Annotated in this window: 12 protein-coding genes; 9 read left to right on the top strand and 3 right to left on the bottom strand. The window is 51.7% G+C overall.

Annotated features, from left to right (window positions below):
- Positions 1-102: 102 nt before the first annotated feature.
- Positions 103-3,084 carry a DUF1553 domain-containing protein gene (locus AB1L42_RS14310; protein ID WP_367056798.1) on the bottom strand — a complete coding sequence of 994 codons (2,982 nt, stop codon included), beginning with the start codon at positions 3,082-3,084 and terminating at the stop codon, positions 103-105.
- Between the two features lie 595 nt (positions 3,085-3,679).
- Here AB1L42_RS14310 and AB1L42_RS14305 point away from each other — a divergent pair.
- The 7 genes from AB1L42_RS14305 to AB1L42_RS14275 all read left to right on the top strand — a co-directional run bounded on the left by AB1L42_RS14305 (position 3,680) and on the right by AB1L42_RS14275 (position 10,665).
- The gene (locus AB1L42_RS14305; protein ID WP_367056795.1) at positions 3,680-4,780 is read left to right on the top strand and encodes a fatty acid desaturase; all 1,101 of its coding nucleotides are present in this window, start codon (positions 3,680-3,682) and stop codon (positions 4,778-4,780) included.
- 404 nt (positions 4,781-5,184) lie between these two features.
- Positions 5,185-5,508, top strand: a complete 324-nt coding sequence (gene trxA, locus AB1L42_RS14300) for a thioredoxin (protein WP_367056792.1) — start codon at positions 5,185-5,187, stop codon at positions 5,506-5,508.
- A gap of 351 nt (positions 5,509-5,859) precedes the next feature.
- Complete coding sequence (gene msrB / locus AB1L42_RS14295) at positions 5,860-7,020, top strand: peptide-methionine (R)-S-oxide reductase MsrB (protein WP_367056789.1); 1,161 nt, start codon at positions 5,860-5,862, stop codon at positions 7,018-7,020.
- 218 nt (positions 7,021-7,238) lie between these two features.
- Positions 7,239-8,000, top strand: coding sequence for a TVP38/TMEM64 family protein (locus tag AB1L42_RS14290; RefSeq protein ID WP_367056786.1), 762 nt, complete (start codon positions 7,239-7,241; stop codon positions 7,998-8,000).
- Positions 8,001-8,099: 99 nt separating this feature from the next.
- A complete protein-coding gene (locus AB1L42_RS14285; protein ID WP_367056783.1) occupies positions 8,100-9,617 on the top strand; it encodes a mercuric reductase in 1,518 nt (505 codons plus the stop codon).
- 172 nt (positions 9,618-9,789) lie between these two features.
- Positions 9,790-10,401 carry a sigma-70 family RNA polymerase sigma factor gene (locus AB1L42_RS14280; RefSeq protein WP_367056780.1) on the top strand — a complete coding sequence of 204 codons (612 nt, stop codon included), beginning with the start codon at positions 9,790-9,792 and terminating at the stop codon, positions 10,399-10,401.
- Between the two features lie 12 nt (positions 10,402-10,413).
- Complete coding sequence (locus AB1L42_RS14275) at positions 10,414-10,665, top strand: hypothetical protein (RefSeq protein WP_367056777.1); 252 nt, start codon at positions 10,414-10,416, stop codon at positions 10,663-10,665.
- Between the two features lie 71 nt (positions 10,666-10,736).
- Here the strand turns inward: AB1L42_RS14275 and AB1L42_RS14270 are convergent, their stop codons facing one another.
- Positions 10,737-12,476, bottom strand: coding sequence for an FAD-dependent protein (locus AB1L42_RS14270; RefSeq protein WP_367056774.1), 1,740 nt, complete (start codon positions 12,474-12,476; stop codon positions 10,737-10,739).
- Between the two features lie 235 nt (positions 12,477-12,711).
- Between AB1L42_RS14270 and AB1L42_RS14265 the strand changes: the two genes are divergently transcribed.
- Positions 12,712-14,175: a hypothetical protein gene (locus AB1L42_RS14265; protein WP_367056771.1), complete on the top strand. Its 1,464-nt coding sequence runs from the start codon at positions 12,712-12,714 to the stop codon at positions 14,173-14,175.
- Positions 14,176-14,206: 31 nt separating this feature from the next.
- On the opposite strand, the gene AB1L42_RS14260 is transcribed toward AB1L42_RS14265, so the two are convergent.
- Positions 14,207-15,598 (bottom strand): hypothetical protein, encoded by a 1,392-nt coding sequence (locus tag AB1L42_RS14260; RefSeq protein WP_367056768.1) that lies wholly within the window; start codon positions 15,596-15,598, stop codon positions 14,207-14,209.
- Positions 15,599-16,067: 469 nt separating this feature from the next.
- On the opposite strand from AB1L42_RS14260, the gene AB1L42_RS14255 reads away from it, so the two are divergent.
- A complete protein-coding gene (locus tag AB1L42_RS14255; protein ID WP_367056765.1) occupies positions 16,068-23,360 on the top strand; it encodes a hypothetical protein in 7,293 nt (2,430 codons plus the stop codon).
- Positions 23,361-23,414 lie beyond the last annotated feature (54 nt).

The following is a 23,414-nucleotide window of genomic DNA, read 5'->3' as shown; positions in this document are numbered from 1 at the left end:
TTTTGTTTTGAGGATCTGTGACTTCTGCGTGGAGTTTTTCTTGTGCGCGATCGCATCATCAGGAGGATTTGGTCTCCACTTGATGATGAGTTTGAACAGGTGTTAATCGACCATGATGAACTCGTTGGAATTCAATAGGACATGGCACAATGAGGCGAGTGCCAGAACATCGGGAGTCGCGTACTTTGGCTCTGAAGTTTTGGGCTGCAGTGGAATCGAATACTGTTCGGCGAGTTCGGCTTCGACACTCATTCGACCGGAGTCGGTGAGCGAATGGCTGAAGACCTGCACTTCTGCGATGGCACCGGTCCAAAATTCGTGGTTGAGATTCCCCTGCTGACCGATGACCCAGGGGGTGTCGAACTTTCGCGACGCAAGTGGTGAATTGCGACGTCCCAGCGACCGGCCATTTTGAAATACTTCGACATGATGTTCACCGCTGACTGCGGTGAGGATGAAGAGTTCGTCCTGGTTTTTGAGTGTTCCGGCGGGAAGGAAGTGATCCGAGAAGCGGACGCGACTCTCGTCTGCGAGGCCGAAGAACACCGAAGTCCCGACGTTCTCGGACAAACGCCAGTTCGAGATAATTTCCCGCAAGCCCGATTCGCCCTGATCTTGAACGACGCAAACGATTGAAAACGTCGAATCGTCAATTGGAACTTCGTTGATCTTGAGATACTGCTGGCGACCATCAAATTCGAGGACTGGTCTGCCTGAGCGGGCTTCGATTTGTTGGCGAATCGGAGCTTCAGAAGCTGGGATGGCGTCGTGCCCATGTCCACTCAGGTCGGGCAGTTTTAGGACGTGTTGAGATTTTGAATCGAGTTCAGCAGCGTCGGCGCGGAGGTGAAGAACTGGCGGTTCAACATGCAATTCGGGGGCCAGCTTGTCTATCTCTGGATCGTGAATTCGTTGCAGCTCCTCTTTGAAGCGTGCCTGTTGCATCATCAGATGCTGCCGTCCCAATTCAAGTTCTTCCGCAGTCGGCGGCCTTCCGAGAATCGCTTTCCAAGTACGCTTAATCTGTTCGGTGATCGCTTGAGTCTCGCTGGTCAGCGTCTGAGCGAGATGCATGCTTCTGTCGTGAACGAATGGATTGTTCATCAGCGCGAGAGCCTGAGTTGGGACTGTTGTCACATCTCGTTGAGCACAGGATTGTGTGGCGTCGCACATGTCGAATGCCGTCATTGTCGGCGGGAGAAGTCCTCGCTTTACGAACATGTAAAGGCTTCTGCGATTTTGCTCGTTGGCTGGCGAAGGAGTCCAGGCAGCGTCTTTTTGCGAGAGTCCTTCGAGTGCTTCCTGACTGACAGTTTCACGAAAGCTTTCTCCTCCCATTTTCAAATCGAGTTCTCCAGTGACTGCCAGCATCGAGTCTCTCATCGCTTCGGCATCGAGTCGTTGGCGTTCGGCTCGCCACCAGAATCGATTCCCAGCGTCGATATCGGAGTAGCGTTCTTGTTCGGGATGAATCGATCCCTGACACCACGTGTCAGACATCAGGATGAGTTTGTGAATCGGCTTCTGGTGTCCTCCGTTTTCTATGAACGTCGAAGCGAGCCAGTCGAGAAGTTTGGGATGCGTTGGTGGGTCTGAGAGAAAACCGAAATTGTTCGGAGTCCGTACAATTGCTTTTCCGAAGTGATGCTGCCAGATGCGATTGACCAGCACGCGCGGCGTCAGCGGGTTTTCCGGATCGGCGATCCATTCGGCGAGTTGAAGCCTTCTCTGAGAGGTTTTCGTCTCTGATTCGGGCGTATGAAGTTTTCGCTCCAAAGCGGGGATTGAAGAAAGTGTGGCAGGGACAACTTCGTCTTGCGGTGCTTCTCTTTCTCCGTTTTTCAGGAGGAAGATCGGTGCCGGGGAATCTGTCAAATCGGTCCAACCCAGCACATCTTGGAAACCAAGTTCCTCAGTTGATGGACCGCCGAGTAGGTTCCGATCTCTGGCGGCGATTGGGCCAGCCCAAAAGACTGACGCCATGCGGTAGTAGTCCTCCTGAAGAATTGGGTCGAACTTGTGATTGTGGCAGCGAGCACACTTCACAGTCAGGCCGAGGAAAGCGGAAGACGTTGTGTGGACCAGATCTTCGAGGCGATCGTACTGATAATCGAGTGGATCGTTCGGCTCATCGTTCCAGGTTCCGAGTCGAAGAAATCCGGTGGCGATGGCTGAGTCTTCAGTGGGAGATTCGATTTCGTCTCCGGCCAATTGGTGACGGATGAACTGGGAGTAGGCCATGTCTTTGTTCAAGGCATCCACAACCCAGTCCCGGTATTTCCAGGCGAACGGTTTAACTTGGTCACGTTCGTATCCGCTTGTTTCTGCGAAACGTGCGAGATCAAGCCAGTAGCGTCCCCAGCGTTCCCCGTAATGTGGGCTGGCGAGGAGCGAGTCGACTTGTTTTTCCCAGGCATCCGGGCTTCCATCGTTCTCGAATTGCCGCAGCTGTTTTTCCGTCGGAGGTAGCCCGATCACGTCGTAGTAGAGGCGGCGAAGTAGGACTCTTTTCGATGCTCTCGGAGTTGGGGTCAAACTATTTTCAGTGAGTCGATCGAGGACGAACGCGTCAATCGGATTGACGTGACCGTCGTGGCCTTCAACTTCTGGAATGTCGGGTTTGGAGATGGGTTGCAGAGCCCACCAGTCTCGACCTGCCCGAACTTTGTTCGTTGTGGCGAATGGATCGATGACGACATCTTCAGGCCAGTTCGCACCTTGTTGAATCCATTCTCTGATGACTGCAATTTCGGCGTCCGGGAGTTTCTGGCTTTGACCTCGTGCAGGAGGAGGCATTTCCCCGGAAACGATGCGATCGAGCAGGTAGCTTTCATCAGCACTGCGGGGAACGATGACTTCTCCGGAATCGCTTCCGGCTTCTTGAAAGTGATTCGACGCGAGATTGAGTCCGCCCTCTGAGATCTGATCGTTGTGACACTCGACGCATCGCATCGCGAGAATTGGCTGTACGTCGTCAGCAAAATCAAGGTCTCCGGCTGAGGCGAACTGCGGGCTCTCGAGCATCAATATCGCGGTAACGAATAAGAAAGCCCTTCGAACTCTTGAGAGTTGCGATTTCGTCATGCTGAAACTCCCGGAGCTGAATGAGTTCTCGACTGCATGGTCATGAAGTCCGTGTGGTTTGGCTCGGCTCATGAGGCGATTCGAAGTCATGCGATGGTGACCTGTCGAGGGTATGGTGGGTGAAGGCGATGGTTCGAAGATTTCGCACTCAAGTTCTTATTTGCCCGAGATTGCTGCAGAGGTGTTTGGCTCTGCTGCTGTCTCATGAATTGTGAGCGACTGTGAATCTGTCGAATCGACGGCAGGTTGTTGTGTTATGGGTGGGATCGATGCAGGGATCGATTTCAGGCAGGAGTCGCGATTTTATATTAGCTGTTGCTGATGGGACAAGGGAAGCCTCGACTTTCAGCAAGGATGGAAACTCAGCGAAAACCGAAGGTGATCCGTGTTGAATGGCCTGAACGGAGGCAGATTTCGGGAAAACAGACGCGGAAGGTTGTTTGGCGAAATGAGTCGAGTTTGCCGTGAATGACAATCACAAAGGCTAGAGAGCTTGGTAAATTCGTAGAGGTTTGTAAGATTGAGAGTGTGGGATGCCTCTATTTCAAGTGACAGGGAGGATCGTTTCGCGTGGCGCGCTGAAAGAGTCAGAGAGATGTCGAATCAGGCGATAGCAAAATTCATCGATAACAATCCGATTGTTTTCAACACCATTCCCCGATTTCTGCATGCAGTTCTGGGAACGCTGGCAATCTTTGGTCTGGCTGTTGGCTGGCCATCGGACCATTGGCTGATGATGACGTTCTGGACGTTGATCGCCTCTTACTCGTTCTTCTGCTGGACGAGTTGCTTCCACGAAGCAGCTCATCAAACGCTCTGCGGATCGAAGTGGTTTAGTATCCTTGTTGGTCGGTTCATCGGAACGATGATTTTCGTTCCCTATCATGTCTATCGTGAGAGCCACATCCGTCACCATGCTTATCTGAATAAGCCAAGCGACTGGGAACTGTGGCCGTATTCTGATCCGAACTCGTCGCTGTGGTTTCGAAGAATTTTCTGCTGGCTGGAAATTCCATTTGGGATTTTCACATCCCCCTATGTTTACGCCCGGCTCTTCTTTCGGTCCGATTCGCCACTCACGAATCCGGAAGTCCGTCGAAAGATCCGAAATGAATATCTGATCATCGCTGTCACATGGACGGCGATTCTGACGACGGTTGCTTTGACTTCGACCTGGAGAATGTTTCTGTTCGCTTGGGTGATTCCGCACGCCATTGCCGGAGTCTTTCAGACCTTCCGCAAGTTTACTGAGCATCTCGGAATGCAGAGCTACGATCCGCTACTGGGAACACGGACAGTGATCGGATCGAATTTCATCACTCAAGTCAGCTCGTATTTCAACTTTGATATTTTCGTGCATGGGCCACATCATCGTCACCCTCGATATCGCCACGAAGCTCTCTGTGAGCGGATGGACCAGTACCAGCAGGAACACCCTGAACTGTCGTACCCCGTGTTTCAAAGCTATTGGGCTGCGATCGCTGATCTCGTGCCTTCGATGGTTTTCAATCCCGGTGTTGGAATGAATGCCGGCGCTCCAGCTCCTGCGGTTGAGAAGTCACATGATGTGAACGACTTTGTTCAAGACGTCGCCGCTGAAGTTCTTGGACAAGAAGATGCTGTGGTTCCTGTGGGTATGCGGCATGATGCGACTTCGCAGGACGAGCCTTCCCAGTCTCACGTCGCTGCCCATTGAGTTGTGAACTCTCGATCATTTCAAATTGTGCTGTCGATGGGGCTCATCGAAGGTCTCTTCACTTCGACTTCGACCATCTTGGGCTTCTGAATCTCGAGTCTTGATTCCCCTCCGCTGTGGAATGAGCTGCGCGTCATCGACTTGTGCTCAGTGTCTTGATGCGAACTCATTCACTCGATCGGTTCATTCTTTCGATCCCGCGCTCAGAAATTTCTCTGCCAAGGTAAGAAATCTCATCGCGAACGCGTCTGATATGGAGAGGACAAGCAAACAAGACTTCATCAACGACCAAGCACTGAGATGTGGTCATTTGTTTGAATTGTCGAACTTGCACCTATCAACAAGTGAGAGCATTTCGCTCTCAATTTCAGCGAACAGAATTTGCCTCAAACAAGGAGATGAACATGGCTACGTTGCATGTTAATGATCAAGACTTCGACACCACAGTTCTGAATGCAGACGCCCCAGTCCTGGTTGACTTCTGGGCTCCGTGGTGTGGTCCATGTCGTGTCATGGGACCAGTTGTGGACGAAGTCGCAGAAGAAGTTTCAGGTCGAGCGAAAGTCGTCAAAGTGAACGTCGACGAAGCTCAGTCTTCAGCTGCGAAATATGGAATTCAGTCGATTCCATCCTTCGTCGTGCTCAAGGGGGGAGAAGTTCAAGAGAAGTTCGTTGGTGTCGTCACCAAGGAAAAGCTTCTTGAAACTTTGAAGCCTCACCTGAACTAACTTGAAGCTCAATTTCAAACGAGACAGCGAGCTGAGGAGAGATCCTTGGCTCGCTTCTTTTCGGTTCTGAAGTTGAAGCTATGGACTCCGAATCGCTTGCGCGAAACTCGGGAGATCCTTGAAGAGTTCACTTGAGGAGATCAGACTCGAACGGAATGCTGAAGTCATTCACATTCAACGGAGCCGATCCATTACTGAGAATTTTGCGATCGAGTTTTGTTTTGAAAGAACATGAACGAAAATCAATGTCCGGCAATTCAAGAGATGAGTTTCGTCCAGCCACCGAGTTGACGCGCCGGCGTTGGTATCGAAAAAGGTGTTTCAGAGTCGTTAGGCAAGGATTCAAATATCATGCGACAAACGGTTACAGTTTTTCTTTGTCTGATCGTGTTACTTGTTGCCTGGGTTTCCTTGCAGCAATTAAGTCGCCCCGTCCGGGCCAGTGCGACCTTCGAGGCTGAGGAGTCGAATATCCGCACCGCGATTTTCGCAGGAGGCTGTTTCTGGTGCATGGAGCCACCCTTCGAAAAACTCTATGGAGTGATTTCTGCGGAATCCGGATATACAGGCGGGTTCACTGAGAATCCAACTTACGAAGAAGTCTCATACACAGAGACCGGTCACGTTGAAGCTGTCCGCGTGACTTACGATTCCAGTCGAATTCGGTATGAAGATTTGCTCGAGGTCTTCTGGAGGAACGTCGACCCGACCGATGAGAATGGTCAGTTTGTCGATCAGGGCTCTTCTTACGTGACCGGAATTTTTGTCGCCGACGAAAAACAACGAGCTGCAGCGGAAGAATCGAAGAAAGCTCTCGAAGAGTCCGGGCGGTTCGATCGTCCAATCGTGACCCCCATTCGAGATGCATCTGAGTTCTATCTCGCCGAAGAATATCACCAGGACTACTACATCAAGAATCCGCTCAAGTACAAATACTACCGGGGACTCTCAGGTCGCGATCAGTTTATCAATACGTTTTGGGGTGCGGATCGGGAGTACCAACCGGAACGGCTCGCGACCGATCCAGGGAGCGGTCGTGCATTGAGTAGCAAGACTTACTCTCGACCATCTCTGGACGAAATTCGCGAGAAGCTGACTCCTTTGCAGTTTGATGTCACACAACAGGAAGGGACGGAGCGTCCGTTTCAGAACGAGTACTGGGACAACAAACAGGCAGGGATCTACGTCGACATTGTTTCCGGAGAGCCGCTGTTCAGTTCGCTCGACAAGTTCAAATCGGGAACCGGTTGGCCATCGTTTACTCGTCCGCTTGTCGAACAGAACGTTGTTGAGAAAACGGACTACAAGTTATTTCTTCCACGCACGGAAGTCCGGTCTCGATATGCTGACTCTCACCTCGGACATGTCTTCAATGACGGTCCTGCTCCGACTGGGCTGCGATATTGCCTGAACTCCGCGTCGCTGCGATTTATCTCCGTCGAAGAACTTGACGATGAAGGGTATGCGGAATTCCTTCCACTCTTCGAAGAAGAAAAGTCGGCAGAAGAATGATTTGAGTGCTACTTCATTGACTCACGTTCAGTGATGGTTTGGAAGTGCGAACCTTGACTCCGTCAGAAGCACGGTTGCCAGGCGATTGCAGCAAGCTGTTAATTCGTCTCGGAATTCAGAATGCCGTTCGTCATGAGGCGTACGTTCATGAGTTGTCGACATAACATCACGGGAGCGAGATCAGCTTCGCACGTGTTGAGGCGGACTGGTAACGAACGATGAATGAAGCCTCGCGTGGAATTTCGTCTCAACTGATCGTCAAGGTCGTCGTGGCGATTGCGGTCGTGTGTTTCATCGTCTTTCTGTCAGTCCAATTCGGGCAGTATCTGTCGCTTGATGAACTCGCGAAACAAGAGTCACGTCTGAAGGAATTCCAACAGCAACGACCGCTGGTATTCGTTGGACTGGCGTTTTTCGCTTACGTTGTGGTCACGGGGCTTTCACTACCCGGGGCAGCAGCACTGACGATGGTTTATGGTTGGTACTTTGGTCTGCTGCCTGGTGTGCTTCTTGTGAGTTTTGCTTCAACAACAGGAGCGACGCTCGCCTTTACTCTGAGTCGTTATCTCTTTCGCGATTCAATCGAGCAACGATTTGGGAATCGGCTCGAATCGTTTCGCGAGAATTTGGACCGAGAAGGTGCATTCTATTTGTTCACTCTCCGGCTGATCCCACTGGTTCCGTTCTTCGTGATCAACGTCGTGATGGGGCTGACTCAAATGAAGGTCTGGACTTTCTGGTGGGTGAGCCAAATTGGAATGTTGGCCGGGACGTTCCTGTATGTGTTTGCAGGGGCGAGTGTGCCGAGCCTTCAGAATCTCGCCGAGAACGGCATCAACTCTGTCTTTTCCTCCGAGCAACTGACACAGATCGTGATTGCGATGGGGTTGTTGGGGCTGTTTCCGTTTCTCGCGAAGAAAGCCATTAGCTGGTATCGAGGAGGCGAGAAGCAACCTTCCGAGACAACTGACTCGCGATAGCAGGTTTCAACGAACTGAAAGCTCGACCGACAGGCTACTCGGTCTTTGAGCGTGACTACGGAATTCGCAGCAACATTCATCAGAATCTTTGGATCACCGATGACAGCGACGACCTTACAGCCGTTTGATGAGCACAATCAGAAACTGGCCGCCAACGTCCATCCGGACGACTGGAGCAATCCGACACCGTCTGGGCGGTATAACCTCGTCGTCATCGGAGCGGGAACGGCTGGGCTCGTCACCGCTGCTGGAGCGGCAGGGCTGGGAGCAAAGGTGGCGTTGATTGAACGTGATCTCATGGGGGGAGACTGTCTCAATGTCGGCTGTGTGCCGTCGAAAGCACTATTGAGCGCTGCTCGAACTGCTGCCTCTGTGCGCGATGCAGGTAAGTTCGGAGTGAATGTTTCTGGCGAAGTGCAGGTGGAATTTCAAGCGGTCATGGAGAGAATGCGGCGCCTGCGTGCGAGCATCAGTCCGCACGACTCCGCAGCACGGTTTCGTGATCTGGGAGTCGATGTCTTTTTAGGTCAGGGGAATTTCACATCCGAAGACTCAATTGAAGTCAACGGTCAGTCGCTTCAATTCAAACATGCGGTCATCGCTACCGGCGCTCGCGCTGCTATGCCTGATATTCCGGGTGTCAGCGAGGTCGACGTTCTGACGAACGAAACGGTGTTTTCGCTCACCGAATTGCCTCGAAGAATGGTCGTAATCGGCGGAGGCCCCATCGGTTGTGAAATGGCTCAAGCGTTTGCGAGGTTCGGAACGCAAGTGACCCTCATCGAGAAGTCACCACACATTTTGCCGCGAGAAGAAACTGATGCGGCAATGGTCGTTCAAAGTTCGATGGAACGAGATCAGGTAGAGTTTCTCTTCAACGCGAAGGTGATTCGATTCGAGAAACGAGGAGATGAGACGGTCACCATTGTCGAACAGGATGGGACGACACACGAAGTTGTCAGTGATCAGGTGTTGTTGGGTATTGGTCGAACACCCAATGTGGATGGAATGGGGCTGGAAGCTGCCGGAGTCGAATTCGACGCTCGGTCAGGCGTTCGAGTCGATGACCGCCTGCGGACGACAAATCCGAAGATTTTCGCTGCTGGCGATGTCGCTTCCCGATTTCGTTTCACGCATGCGGCGGACTTCATGGCCCGTCTTGTGATTCAAAACTCATTATTCTTGGGGCGGAAGAAAGTGAGTTCGTTGGTGATCCCTTGGGCGACTTATACTTCGCCGGAGATCGCTCACGTCGGTTCGACCCCGAAACAAGCGAGTGAACAAGGAATTCAGCTTGATTCCTTCACGCAGCAACTCACGGGTGTCGACCGAGCGATCCTCGAAGGGCAGACGGAAGGATTCGCACGAGTCCATCTCAAACGCGGCAGCGATCAAATTGTTGGTGCGACGATCGTCGCTGAGCACGCAGGTGAGATGATCTCTGAGGTCGCACTTGCGATGACGAATGGTTTGGGGCTCAAGAAAATCGGAGCGACGATTCATCCTTACCCGACACAGACGGATGCGATTCGGAAACTTGCCGACCAGTACAATCGCACGCGGCTTACTCCCTTCGTCGCCTCCCTGATGAAAAAGTGGCTGCAGTGGACGAGGTAGTCGAGACAACATCCTCTTCTGAGAACTGTTTCTTCAGGTAAGAAATCGTCCGCATCTGTCGTCTAAGGGGTGAGACGCATCGCAAATCTTCTCGTTGATGGAACTCGGTTGATCATTCTGCAACACTTTAGTTGTCGAAGGAAAATCTGAGCCGGGCACTAGGAGATTTGTCGTGTCAGCTGAACCAGATCGTGATGAATGGGTCACGCGCTTGCGCGGTGATTCAGACGTTCGCGATGCCGCAATTGAAGAACTCAGGGGGATCATTCTGCGCGGCCTCTCCCGCTCATTGAATCATCGTTATGGAGGATGCTTACAGGCTGAGGATGTCGTTCAGGATGCTCTGTTGAAAATCCTCGATTCACTCGACCGGTTTGAAGGCAGAAGTCGATTCACAACTTGGGCGATGACCGTGGCGACACGTGTTGGCATCAGCGAACTGCGTCGCAAACATTGTCAGGATGTGTCTCTCGATTCTCTGAAGCCCGAAGAGAGCATGAAGATTGAAGTTGAGGACGAAGAAGAAGCTTCGCCCGAACAGAGGATGGACCGAAAGTTCTTGACTCAGAAACTGAAAAACCTCATTTCCAGCGAACTCTCCGACAAGCAAAAGATTGCCGTTCGAGCGTTATTGGAAGGCATGCCTGTTGAGGAAATTGCATCACGAACGGGAAGCAATAGAAACGCCGTTTACAAATTGATTCATGATGCCCGATTAAAGCTTCGTGACGGGTTCGAGCAAGCTGGAATCGTCGCTGACGATGTCACCACGATTTTTGCCTGAGGAATAATCCCAATGCCACTATCAGAAGAACAAATTGCCACGCTGCTTGGGATGGTCGCTGCCAGTGAAGAAGATTGTATCGACTGCGATAAGTGCTTTGATCATCTGGCGGAGTTTGCCGAAGCGGAATTGACGAATCGCGAGATTCCGGATGCGATGAAACACATTCAGGTTCATCTGGAGCAGTGTCCGTGCTGCCATGACGAATTCACTGCTCTGATGACGGCTTTGAAAACTCTCGAAGGTGAAGTCACCTCAGGGTAGAATTTCGTTTTCATTGCTCAGAGCGATGTCGGTGTCTTTGTCCGACGAGTGCTGGTCGATGAACTGGAAATTTAGCTTTCAGATGTTGGAGCAAAGTTTCTCACGATTTCTCTCGCACTTCGCAGCCCATCGACTGCCGCACTGATGATCCCGCCTGCGTAACCCGCACCTTCTCCGACGGGATAAAGCCCGCCGCCTCCGGGAACCTGTCGCGTGATGCGATCTCTCTCGAATCGAACCGGCGCACTTCCGCGCATTTCCGGACCGACAAGCGTCGCGTCCTTCAGAAACGCTCCCTTCATCTTCTCGTTCATGATCGGCAGTCCGTCTTCGATTCCTTTCAGGATGGAAGGTGGAAGGACTTGCCGCAGGTCGCAGCTGATGGTTCCCCGCTCATAAGATGAAGGGAGATCCGTCGCTCCGGATGTGTGACGCCCCTTGAGAAAATCATCCGCCATTTGAATTGGGCACTGGTACGTTCCACCACCGAGGCGAAATGCAATTTCCTCATACTTACGCTGCAATTCCATCCCAGCGAGAGGATGAGTGCTTCCAAACTCGTTGGGTTCGATGGTGACCATCAACCCGCTGTTCGCGAATTTGGAGTCATGGCGAGACAGACTCATACCGTTCGTACAAAAGTAGCCCGGTTCGGAAACACTTGGGATGACGTAGCCCCCAGCACACATACAGAATGAGTACAAGTCTCGTCCCCCCTTGGCGACGATCGAGTAATCAGCTGCGCCGAGCAAGTCGAGATAGCGCTCGTGCCCGTACTTCCAGTGATTGACGTTCTCTTGTGGTTGTTCGATTCGGAAGCCCAATTGAAATGCCTTAGGCTGAATCGGCAGCCCAGCTTCGTGCAGCATTTCGTAGGTGTCACGTGCACTGTGTCCGATGGCTAGGATCAGTTGATCGCATTGGATTGATCCACTCGATGTCTGAATCGATTCGAGTTGGCCATCGATGAGTTTGAAACCTTCAAGTCGGCACTGAAAGCGGTACTCGCCTCCCAACGCTTCAATTTTTCGGCGATAGTTGCGACAGATCATGGGCAACTTATTGCTGCCGAGGTGCGGTCGATGTTCGTAGCGAATGGACTCTTTCCCGCCGCAGTCGACGAACGATTCGAGAACCCAATCGACATCCGGACCGGACATGCGGCAGGTGAGTTTCCCATCGGAAAAAGCTCCCGCTCCGCCTTCTCCAAACAGGTAGTTATTTTCAGGGTCGTGATCCGCGTGCTTGCGATCGAACGCACGGATTTGCGGAACGCGCTCTTTGACCGCGACACCTCGCTCGATCAGAATCGGTCGATAACCCTTCAACGCAAGATAGTACCCAGCCAGCAGCCCCGCAGGACCAGTCCCCACGACGACGGGACGGTGTTTCAGCGGTTGCGCTCCGCAGTTGGGATCATCGAATCGGCTCTCCTCGAAAACTTCCGCAGGAGATTTGTCTAGGAGTTTCTTGCGCAGTTGGTCATCATCAGGCAGATCGATTGCGACCGAATAGACAAAAACGAGATTTTTGCGAGAACGGGCGTCGAGACTCTTTCGAAGAATCCGCCAGCCGGAGACATCCTCTTGTTTGACCTTCAGGACGCGTGCGATCGCAGTTCCAAGCTTTTCCTCCGGATCTTCAACGGGGAGTCTCAAATTCGTCAGTCGGAGTTTCATAAACGCAGCATTGATTGATAGCAAAGTGGAGTGTTGTCGTCGGTCGCGAAGAACGGTTTTGCGAACTGCGATCGCTTGAAAGACAAAATAACCGATCCTGACGAACGGTCCACTCTCATTCAGCCGGTTCATGATTGCGATTTTCGAGGATGAGAACGCGATCGACTCGAATTGTCCGGCATTTCGCTGCCAATTCTGCAGAGGTAGAATGTTGGTTCCTGCAACAACTCTTTCTACGCTACGAGTGCATCTCACATTTGCCGAACGTTACGAATTCAGGCAAACGTAGAACCGCCTTGGCAATGGACTCAGAATATTTGGCTCTCCGGACTCGCAATGGAGAGTTTTGATTGGACTTGAATTGACAATGAATTTAAGCGTCATCGCGGCTCACCCAGATGTCGTCCAAATTGTTCACGCTGTTGAAGAGAGTGATCAACTCACCATCGGATGCTGCTGGACTCCCGATTCAGGATTGCAGCACGGACTCAATGGGCAATTTCCGACGCTGAAATGGCTGACAGGTTGGGATCAGATGCTCTCCGATTCGAGCATCGACGCCGTTGTGGTCGTTGGGGCAAACCCGGAGATTCTGGCAGCAGCGAGACAGTTTCAGGTCATTGGAAAACCGGTTGTCATCCTGACATCGGCTTTGCAGATTTCTGAACTGTTCGACTACACAGCTTTGTGGCAGGAGTCACCCGAACTAATTCGGCCGCTCTTTGCTTCAGGCGTGAATCAGCTGATCCAATCTTCACTTGAGCGATTTCATTCCCTCAGTCTCGGGAAGCTGTGGCGTGTTGAATTCGATCGACAGTTCGATCCATCGAGTTTCCCAGAGAACGGATTTACGAAGGATCGTATTTCAGAGACTTTGGAGCAGGATTTGGCTGCGCTCTCTGAAATCTGTCCGTCACCTGAACATGTCATGATGCTCGCGACGGGCCCGGACTCTGAACGGCCAGTTGAGGTGACAGTTCGTATGGTCGTCGAAGATGAAATCGAACTGAACTGGAATCTGAAGAAGTCAGACCAGCAGATTGTCCGCGTCAGGTTGTCTGGAACCGATGGCCAAGTCGTCGGGGAACTCGATACCAACAACCGAATAACGATTGATGGCATGGTCCAGAACGGAGATGCATCGTCATCTACAGCAGACTCCGACCAGGCAATCGTCGATGAACTTCGCGTTCAACTGGAGGCGATTGCGAACGAGACCAGTCAACAGTCGTGGCAAAAGGTGATTCGCTACGGAGAAATTGGCGCCGCAGCCCAGCGATCGCTCCTCAAGGGGCGCAAAGTTCCACTTCACTTCGAAGAAACGTCGGAACGCAACCAGTTCAAATCACAAATGGCTGCCTTCGGTTGCGGAACGCTCTTGTGGACAATGTTCGGTGCGATTGGCCTCTTGATTTTAGGCTCGGTGATGGACCCGCGTGACCGGGAGTATATCGCTTCCAAGTCAGCGGGCTTTGTTCTTGGAAGCGACGACTTCGCTGACGACTCATCGTCGTTGACACCAGATGGAGAATCTCAGCTTCAGGAGATTCGGTCGAACTGGACGTCGACGTCTCCGGTTCTGATCATTGAGTCCGACGATGAACTTTCCGAAGAAGTTCTTGCCCTGAGAAGATCCGAAGTCGTGGAGCGAATTGAAAGCGATGGTCTTCGGAGTGTCGACACGCGGGTCAGCGTTCGTGCGATTCCGGGAGCATGGTACGAGAACATGATGAAAGTCGGTTGGGTGCTCGTCTTTCTTCCCCTCGGACTTGTCCTCGCCGCTCAATTGCTTCTCTTCGTCGCGAGGCCAACAGAATCGCCGACAGATTGAAAAGAGGAAAGCGATTCCCGGTGTCGGCTGCTTACCACTTCCATTCGCGGAAGTAGGCATCGCTATCAAACTCGCAACATGTCGGGCAATCGCCGAGCGTCGGCATGCATGTCCGCGGAGGTGTTACGATGAGTGTGTAAGGCAGGAAAACTGCATCGGCGTAGAAGCAAGCTGCCGACTTGATGGTTGTGAAACATCCGCAACCGATTCCGCAGCGTTCGAGATTGGGATCTTCGAAGTAGAGTGGATTGTGTGTGAAGCAGTATGTGTTGCGGGGAGGATGAACAGCGGAGAAAGTTGGCCCCACGAAATAGGCTGGCGAAAGTGGATGTGTGGCTGATGCGAGATACGCTTCGGTTTTGAGTCGCGATTCCGGGTTGCTTTGAGGTGTTGTGAAATCAGCGATGTCTCTCGGTGGTTCTGTGCTGGGCCCCTCAAGATCGATGTTGGTGACCGGTGCGAAGAGATTCGAAAACTTATAGCGAGCCTCTTCTTCCTCAAGAGTTGGAAGTCCCTGATTGTCTTCTGGAGTCGGTGGGACGGCGGGAGGATTGTACACCTGCGCGACGACTTCGACCGTTTCCTTTACCTCGACCGTTGCTGCAGGAATCGGAGAAGCTGCAGACTCGTTGATGAGAATCTCCGGTTCGATTGCAGATGGAGTTTCGATCGCTTCGGACGGGAGTTTCATGGGCTGAGCTTTGAGTTCGGCCTTGCTCGGGACGACTACGCCGGTTTCTTCCTGAATGCTTCCATCTTCAACCAGTTCGTTGAGTTCATCGAGAAAGATCAGCGAACTCTTCATCTGAACAGGAGAGGCAACAGGCTGAATTTTTGAGTCGATGAGATGTCGGCTCAACTCGATAGGCTGCGGCGAGGCCTGGATGGGGTCTTCATGAATCAACCCTTTGAGCTCAGAGAGAAAACTCTCTGTTTGAGGGGAGTCGTTCGACGAATTGCTCAGAACGTTGCCGCGCTGAAGAGTCGGATACCAGTCGTCACTCTGTCGCAACAGACGATCCACGTCTTCGTTGATTTCTTCTTCGTCGGATTGAACCTTGACTTGCACAGGTTCCCATTCGACCGGCGGCGTTGAGAATCGCTCGGTGTTCGAACGAATGGTCGGGAGATCTGCTGCTTTGCTGCTCGCGGAGCTTATTGAGATCTTGGCTTCGATATTGCCAGTGCGATCTGGAGCGGTCGACGTCCATTCTGCGTGCGAATTTGATGGACGAATCTCCGGCCCATCGATTTGCTGGTGTTGGCCCTTCGTCGGAGTTTCCTGATCCGAGGACTGAGTTTCTTTCCGACCCTTATCAGGATTGAATGCAGTCCATTCAGCATGACCGCAACTTGTGAGCCCCAGCGTGAGCGCCATGATAGTGGAGAATGATAGAAATTGATTCCGATTGACAATGTCCATTTCAGACTCCGTTCTGGACGTGACCCGTTGAAAGTGGAGAGACTGAAGAGATTTGTAACTCCCCATAATCGTCAAATCGGTCACCTCGAGCGGTCCGACCGGTAAAACTCCCCATTCCGATCTGTCTTTCGAAAAAGATACGTGCAATTCCCTCTTAAATGTCCTAGTTTGTCTAATTGTAAATTCCGTCAAAGATTGGTTGAAACCTTTTGTCCGGTAAGAGATGTGTCGATTACGTCAATAGACTTGATTTCCAATCAGGGAGTCACCGTTGCCGTCAACGTTCAGTTCGAGCTCTGGATGTTACAGGTGAGAGTTGATCAAAATTGAAAATGAAGGCAGAATCTGGTGTACGGTTCTGAGACAATGGGTTTCTGAGAAGAACAATCTAAACGCCAGACAGAATTGAACGGTTCACAACGATCTAGAGTCTCTCGAACAGCGATCACGGACCCAAGGGCAGTCATTCATGTCAGACAACTGGTTCACAAAACTCGTGCGGTCCTGCTTTGGGACAAAAACACCCGCAGCCCAGACCCGGAAGAAACTTGGGCTGAAGAAGCTGGAAGATCGCCGACTTCTGAATGCAGAGTTCACGCTCATCGGAGGCACGGAGCTCATCCTCTCGAATTTCGGGGGAGATGTCTCTCAACTGCAGATCACTCAAGGGACTGCCGACCTCGATCCCGATGCAATGGGGACGAACGTCTACTTCTTCAACCTCGATGGAGAGACATGGAATCATCTCGGCGGTCTCGATGATAAACATTTTGAAATTCTCTCGGATGATCCGAGCTCGGATGATCCGAGCTCAGATGATCCGAGCTCAGATGATCCGAGCAACCGAATTCTGGCTGTCGCTGCGGATGCATTCACGCACCTTTCCATCAACGACACAAACGGTGGTGGCAATGTCAAAGTTGTTTTCGGTGGGAACGACTCCGGAAACGACCGAGACGGTGACACGCTCATTCTGACTTCAAGCGAAGGGATTGAAAATGTCACGGTGACCGACGTTGGGAATATCACAAATAAAGGCGAAACCAGAATTACTGAACTCGATGTCGCCAATGCTGAGAGCGTTGAATTTAGTGGCAGTGACTCGGGAAAAATTGATCTCGGTCGATTTTCAGCGATGACGCGCGCCCATGTGGACATCACTGACACGGACCTTGTGGACATCACTGACACGGACCTTGGAGCTCCGGATAGCCCGGGCATTGAACTGACCGGGATTCAGACTGACATCGACAATGGTGACGACGGTGCTACCGATGGAGATGGTGACATCACCATTCAGTCGAATCGTGGAATCCGAGTGACAGGCACCGTAGAAGCCGTCGATGCGATGGACATTCCACAGAACGAAATTCGCCTAGATGCCGGTCGAGATATCTCGCTTGAAGGAGAAGTGACTGGTTCCACTGTTGCATTAATCAGTCGTGGGAACATTACCCAGAATGACATGGGAGTGATTACTGCAAGTGGGCTTGCTGTTGAGCAGATTGATGATGCTGGGACATTCGACGTTGATCTCTGTGCTGACAACGTCGTCAGTACATTTGCAGCGAACAATTTGTCGAGTGAAGGAGTAATCAATTTTCACAGTACGGAAACATTGACTGTCGGCGAAGTCTCCTACTCCGACGAGTCTTCGGTGCTCGGTGTCACCACTAATAATGGGACGATTGGACTTCACTCGGATGGCGATTTGTTTGTTGGGGACCTTCAGAATCCGTTTCTCGTCAACTCAACCGGCGGCAGCCTTGCATTCATCGCTGGTGGAACATTCGCCATTCCGGATGACATCACTCTTGCGATGAATCGCGAGCTTTATATCGAAGTTGGAGAGAACCTAAACGTCGATCATCGCTTGGAGGCAGGCACGGTTCGACTGGTCGCGCATGGAGCGATCACTCAGTCGGAAATGATCACAGCGACATATCTTGGTGTGCGTCAGGAAGCGACAGATCCTGGAACCGATATCACGCTGATTGGCGACAACTCAGTCAGCAATTTTGCCGCTTTCAATGCTTCATCTCTCGGAATGGTGACTTTCAAATCAATTCAAGATTTGACTATTTCAACCGTGATGACCGGAGTCGGAAAGTTCTCTGAGTTCGAAATGACGACCGGAATTCAAACAACGAACGGCGACGTCACAATTCTCGTTGACAATGGCGAGTATGCGACACTGGCCATTGGTTCACCGATTGTGGCTGGATCTGGAGTCGTCCGATTGACCGCGAACGGAGAGATTTCTCAATCAGAAACGGGAATCATTTCGGCCGGTGCACTTGGAGTCCGACAGATTCACGATGGCACCGAAGATGTGCAAATACAACTGTGTGAAGACAACCTCGTCAGTGTCTTCGCAGCGGAAAACATGTCTTCTGGCGGACAGGTCACGTTTCATAGTATCTCTAACCTCACCGTCGGAGAGGTTACTGAAAAAGTGGTGACATCCGGAGAACCCAGCGTCGACTTTCAAACGGTCAACGGTGTAATCAGCGAATCTGGCAGTATTGTTATTGCTTCAGCTGGAGATCTGATCGTTGTCGATCAAGATGATACATTTCTCGTGAATTCGAATGGCGGTAGTCTCGCTTTCATTGCTGGTGGAATGTTTGCCATTCCGGACGACATCATGCTTGCGATGGATCGCGAGCTTTATATCGAAGTTGGAGGGGACCTTAACGTCGATCATCACTTGGAGGCAGGCACGGTTCGATTGGTCGCTCATGGAGCGATTACTCAGTCGGAATTGATCACAGCGACGTATCTTGGTGTCCTACAGGAAGCGACTGATCCAGGAACCGATATCACGTTGATGGGGGACAACTCGGTCAGTAATTTTGCCGCTTTCAACGCATCTTCTGAAGGAGTGGTAAATTTCAAATCGATCAATGGTTTAACCATTTCGACGGTTACTACCGGTGTCGGAAAATTTTCTGAGTTCGGAGAAATCTCAGGAGTCACGAGCCACGCTGGCGATATTGTGGTCGCATCTGAGACCTACCTCGAAAGTAACTCCGTCGTCGATTCCAACAACGGAGATATTCTCCTCCACGGCAATTCATCAGTGTTCCTGGGAGCTCGAGTCGAATCAAATTCCGGGACGGTCCGTCTCCTCGCCAACGGCTTTATCGGGCAGTCCGATTCAGGCATTGTTGTCGGGGAAGCGCTCGGAGTACGTCTCGAAGGGGATGACTCACGAAACGATCTCACTCTCTTCGCAGCCAACCGTGTCAATCAATTTGCTGCATTCAATGCGTCCGACGGAGGCATGATTACCTACAACAACGCGACCGCATTAACCATCGCAACTGTCTCTGCAGGGACGGGCAAAGCTGCAGCGTTTGCATCGACGACAGGTGTGCAGACAACGTCAATCGATGAGTCGACGAATGACATCACGATTCGCGTCACCGGCCAAAACGCAATGGGCGACAGTTTGCTGGTGAATCAGGTGATTTCCGTCGGCGATTCCGATGATCTTGCCGACGTCCGACTCGAGGCCAACGGAAGCATTCGGCAGAACAGCATCGGTGTGATCACTGCCAACGAACTTGGAGTTCGACAGGTCAACACCGGCGACGATTTTGTTATTTTCCTGTGCGAAGAAAACGTGGTTGATCTGTTTGCCGCAGAAAACTCCTCGAATTCCTCATTCGCTGGCGCGGATCCTGAAGCCTTCATCAGCTTCCGCAGTGTCGAAGATCTGATGACTGGGACCGTAGAGGGAAAAGAATTTATTAGAGGAGAGGAGCCGTTTTATCGATTCGAGTCGTTGACAGGCATCACGACTGACGCGAATGACATGACGAACGGCGGGAAGATCGAACTCCAATCGGACCAGGATCTGGTCTTTCCAGATCTTTCGCTCATCAATTCTCATGGCGGAAGTTTGGCGTTCATCGCAGGGAATACCTTCGATCTCAACACGTCAATTAATATTCCCAATAGCGACTTGTATATTAACGTCGGAACTGGCTTTAAGATCGAGCACGCACTGACAGCGGATACGATCCGAATCGTCGCGGACGGAGCCATCTCGCAGTCTGAAACAGGCATCCTCACTGCCAATACATTAGGAGTTCGTCAGGAGAGTGCAGTTGTCGACGATGTGGATGTGCTGCTGACGCTCAGCACAAATGCCGTCAGCGAATTCGCTGCCTTCAACGCTTCCGTCGGCGGAGAGATTGCTTTCAATACCAGCGAGTCATTAACTGTAGTGACAGTTGGTCCGGGGGCTCAGAAGTTTGGAACGTTCCTCGAAACGGATGGGGTTCTGACAACTGGGAACAGCCAAAATCTCGGGAACAACATCACTTTGCAGGCTTCTGACGGTGATGCGTTTTCTGTTGAGAACATGACGATTGATGCTCAGGTGAATTCAGGTTTGGCAGATACCAGACTGATTGCACACGGTGACATCCTGCAAGACAGTGGAGTAATTACTGCCAACCAGCTTGGTGTTCGACAGCAACTCACTTTCAGCGGGGATGAAGGGTCTACTTACAATATCGAACTCGTTGGGAACAACGAGGTCGATGAGTTTGCTGCTTATAATGCCTACGAAGACGGAATGATTTCATTTCGATCGACTCGCGACTTGATGATTGAAAGCGTCGGTGCCTGGACCGTCGTTAGTGAATGCAATGATGACACGATTAACTTTGCTGACACGCAAGGCGTGACGAGCACCGCAGGGCTGTTTGGTGCGAATGACATCACACTCGCGTCGGAAGCGAGCCTCTCTATTGAGCGGGAAATTTCGGTCGGTAATGAGTTCGACGAAGCTGACGTGCGACTGATTGCTCGCGGCAGTATTACGCAAACCGCATCAGGGGTGATCACCGCTAATCAACTCGGCGTTCAGCAAATTGATGATGTGACGGACGTCAATATCGAACTCTGTGAGGATAACGTCGTTGACGTGTTTTCGGCTGTCAATCAATCCACCGGAGGGTTCATCGGATTTCATTCAACCACCGATCTGACAATTGGATCGATTACGGCGAAACAATTGTCAACGCTCACACCGACATTGAATTTCAACCAGGGCGATGGAGTACGCTCGATCGAGGGTGATATCGAGGTCACCACCTCACCGGGGCGAACGTTGACTGTTGAGTCAGTAGTCCGTTCCGACAATGGTGATGTTTACCTGAGAAGCAACGGTTCGCTGGAACTCAGCGATCAGATCGTGGCAGGCTCTGGGACAGTCCGATTGCTTGCAAATGGGGTCATCAGTCAGTCGTCTGCAGGCACGATCGTTGCGCAAGAGCTTGGAGTCCGGCAAGTTGCTTCTGACTCTGAAACGCATATCGAGTTAGGATTCGATAACGCAGTCGATGAGTTTACAGCTTGGAATGCCTCCGATGGCGGAACGATTGTCTTCCGCAATGATATCGATCTGGAAATCGGCGACGTGGCTGCGGGCACCGGACGGAAGTCTTCCGATTTTGAAACGACGGTCGGTGTCACGTCGACACTGTTGTCTGGTGCCCAGGCAAGTCGTTATGACATCGTCGATGGTATTCTGGAAGTCAATGACACGATCAATGGCGACGTGCTTATTGATGTCTCAGGAAGTCTTGTCATCAACGAGTCGATTCACGCTGGGATCGGCGGATCGAGTGACGGAACTGCAGACATTCGGCTGACGACGACTGGAGGCATTTCGCAAACAGGAAATGGAATCCTGATTGCGAACGAGTTGGGGGTTCACCAGAGAAGTGGGTCTTCGAACCTGGATATTGAACTGACACTCGAAAACCGAGTGGACGAGATATCGATGGAGAATGAATCGAGTGAAGGCGCAATTCGCTTCACTAACTTCAACGACGGGACGCTTGGAAACACTGCGGATCAATTGAATGTGAATTTCGTCAGGGCACTCGAAACCGAACAGAACGCTCAGTTTTCGAGAGTGAACGGAATTCGCGCGAACGGCGGCAAAATTGTGATTCAAGCTGGCGGCAATCTGCATGTCGTCGGCTTTACGAACCCAGTTCTGGAAAACCCATTCCGCAGAGACATCATCTCTTCTCAATCGGCCGATGGTGAAACAATCATCTTGCGAGCGGCGGATGGAAACATTTCCCTGGGGGCAAATGTCAGCATTTCGACCGATGGTGACTACACTGCCGGGAGTTCGGTTGAGATGACGGATGACTCGATCCTGATCGAAGCGGATTCGAACAACGACAGCGTCGACAGTGTGCTGGATGGATCGTTCATTGTTTCAGAGGGTGTCGTCATTCGAACTGACGGCGGAGTGGCAACAACATTCGGCCCGCGTCCACATGCGGATAACGCCGCGTTCTTCAACGGCTTGATCCGGGAGTTTAACTTCGAGAAGCTCTCAAAGCAGAACTTCTTCTTGGCTTCGTTCAGCCTCATGATTGGAGCAGGTGACCCGGATGGACCTGAAGGACCGCTCGTTGCTGAAGAGAACTTGCGAATCAGCATTCGCTGGAACGATCCTCAAACCGATGACATCGGCAACCTGGATGAGTCAGCGAATCGACTAAACAACGACCGGAATTCACAAGACTTCCTGAATTACGTGACTTCCGATGCTGACGCCGATCCACAAACCACGCCGACAGAGAATGAGTTTATCCGAGTCCCATTGGGGGGGGAAATCTATGAGTTCGGCCACATCTATTCTCAGTTTGATGCGAACAGCTTCCTTCTGGTTGACAACACCGATCAAGTGCCAGCGGAATTTACTGTCTCTCATCATGAGTCGATTGTCGTTAACGGCCGAAGCCTGCAACAGAACGATTCCGGAGTGATCGATGTTGGTGAACTCCCTGAACTTCCTGACCAGGTCGATCCTCGCGAGAATCTCGGGAACATCACGCGAACCGGGGATGATGTGAATTTCAATCCCGACAGGTTCCAGAACGGTCGGATCATCTTCCAGATTCCCGTACCCGCTCGCGTCTTTGAACCTGCTGAACCAGATCCTCCTCCGACTCCAATGGCTCCACAACCGACCTTCGAGCCTGTTGAAGTTGAAGAGGTCTTGCCAGCCAGCCCGTTGATCCCAAGCTATCCATCACGAACCAGCATTTCGACCCAATCCTTCGACTTCTTTGAACTTCGTCGGGAAGGTGTCGACGAGCCAATCATCGACTTCATTTCCGAAGATCAGGGAGACTCGCTCCTCGACCCCGTCCAACTCCGCGAATTCATTGGCGAGAAAGGGATTGGCGATGAAGTTGGCTACGAGTTGTGGCTGATTACCAGTAAGCAGAAGAACGGGGAACCAATTCGAATTGAGCGGATCATTCTGAAATTCGACATCATCGACGAAGAACCGATTCCCGCTGTCGATGCACTCGAAAGCGAATTCCCTGAACTGCGTCTGGCACCAGTCGACTCCGAAGGAAACGCGATTGAAGAACAGCCCGTAGAGCCGGAAGCTCAGGGTGAAGTGATCGAGGAGTCGGAACAGTCAGGGATCAGTCCAGATGATCAACAGGAACTGTCGATTGAAAACGATGAAATAGTACGAGCTGACGTGGGATTTGAGGCGACTTCCCGGACCACGAGCACGCGAGCGACCGATGATTCGGATGGAAAATCGGGTTCTGCATTTTCTCCGCTTGCGTCATCGGTGACAGCAACTCTCGTGGTCACGGCAGCGAATCGGCGGGCTTCTGCAGAGTCAACCATTTCCGGAGCTGATCGTGCTTCGAGTAATCGGCTCTTGAATCGGTTTTTCAGCAAGCGCCATCAGTCCTGAGAGTCGGTTTCTATGAGACGGGATACTGATCGATTGGCATTTGAAGAGTGACTC

It is taken from the genome of Thalassoglobus sp. JC818 (assembly GCF_040717535.1).
Classification (GTDB): Bacteria; Planctomycetota; Planctomycetia; order Planctomycetales; family Planctomycetaceae; genus Thalassoglobus.
This window is presented reverse-complemented; position numbering and strand designations above follow the sequence as displayed.

Coding starts and splice junctions, on each gene's coding strand:
- AB1L42_RS14310 (WP_367056798.1), bottom strand. CDS start 3,084: ATGACGAAATCGCAACTCTCAAGAGTTCGAAGGGCTTTCTTATTCGTT.
- AB1L42_RS14305 (WP_367056795.1), top strand. CDS start 3,680: ATGTCGAATCAGGCGATAGCAAAATTCATCGATAACAATCCGATTGTT.
- trxA (WP_367056792.1), top strand. CDS start 5,185: ATGGCTACGTTGCATGTTAATGATCAAGACTTCGACACCACAGTTCTG.
- msrB (WP_367056789.1), top strand. CDS start 5,860: ATGCGACAAACGGTTACAGTTTTTCTTTGTCTGATCGTGTTACTTGTT.
- AB1L42_RS14290 (WP_367056786.1), top strand. CDS start 7,239: ATGAATGAAGCCTCGCGTGGAATTTCGTCTCAACTGATCGTCAAGGTC.
- AB1L42_RS14285 (WP_367056783.1), top strand. CDS start 8,100: ATGACAGCGACGACCTTACAGCCGTTTGATGAGCACAATCAGAAACTG.
- AB1L42_RS14275 (WP_367056777.1), top strand. CDS start 10,414: ATGCCACTATCAGAAGAACAAATTGCCACGCTGCTTGGGATGGTCGCT.
- AB1L42_RS14270 (WP_367056774.1), bottom strand. CDS start 12,476: ATGAACCGGCTGAATGAGAGTGGACCGTTCGTCAGGATCGGTTATTTT.
- AB1L42_RS14265 (WP_367056771.1), top strand. CDS start 12,712: ATGAATTTAAGCGTCATCGCGGCTCACCCAGATGTCGTCCAAATTGTT.
- AB1L42_RS14260 (WP_367056768.1), bottom strand. CDS start 15,598: ATGGACATTGTCAATCGGAATCAATTTCTATCATTCTCCACTATCATG.
- AB1L42_RS14255 (WP_367056765.1), top strand. CDS start 16,068: ATGTCAGACAACTGGTTCACAAAACTCGTGCGGTCCTGCTTTGGGACA.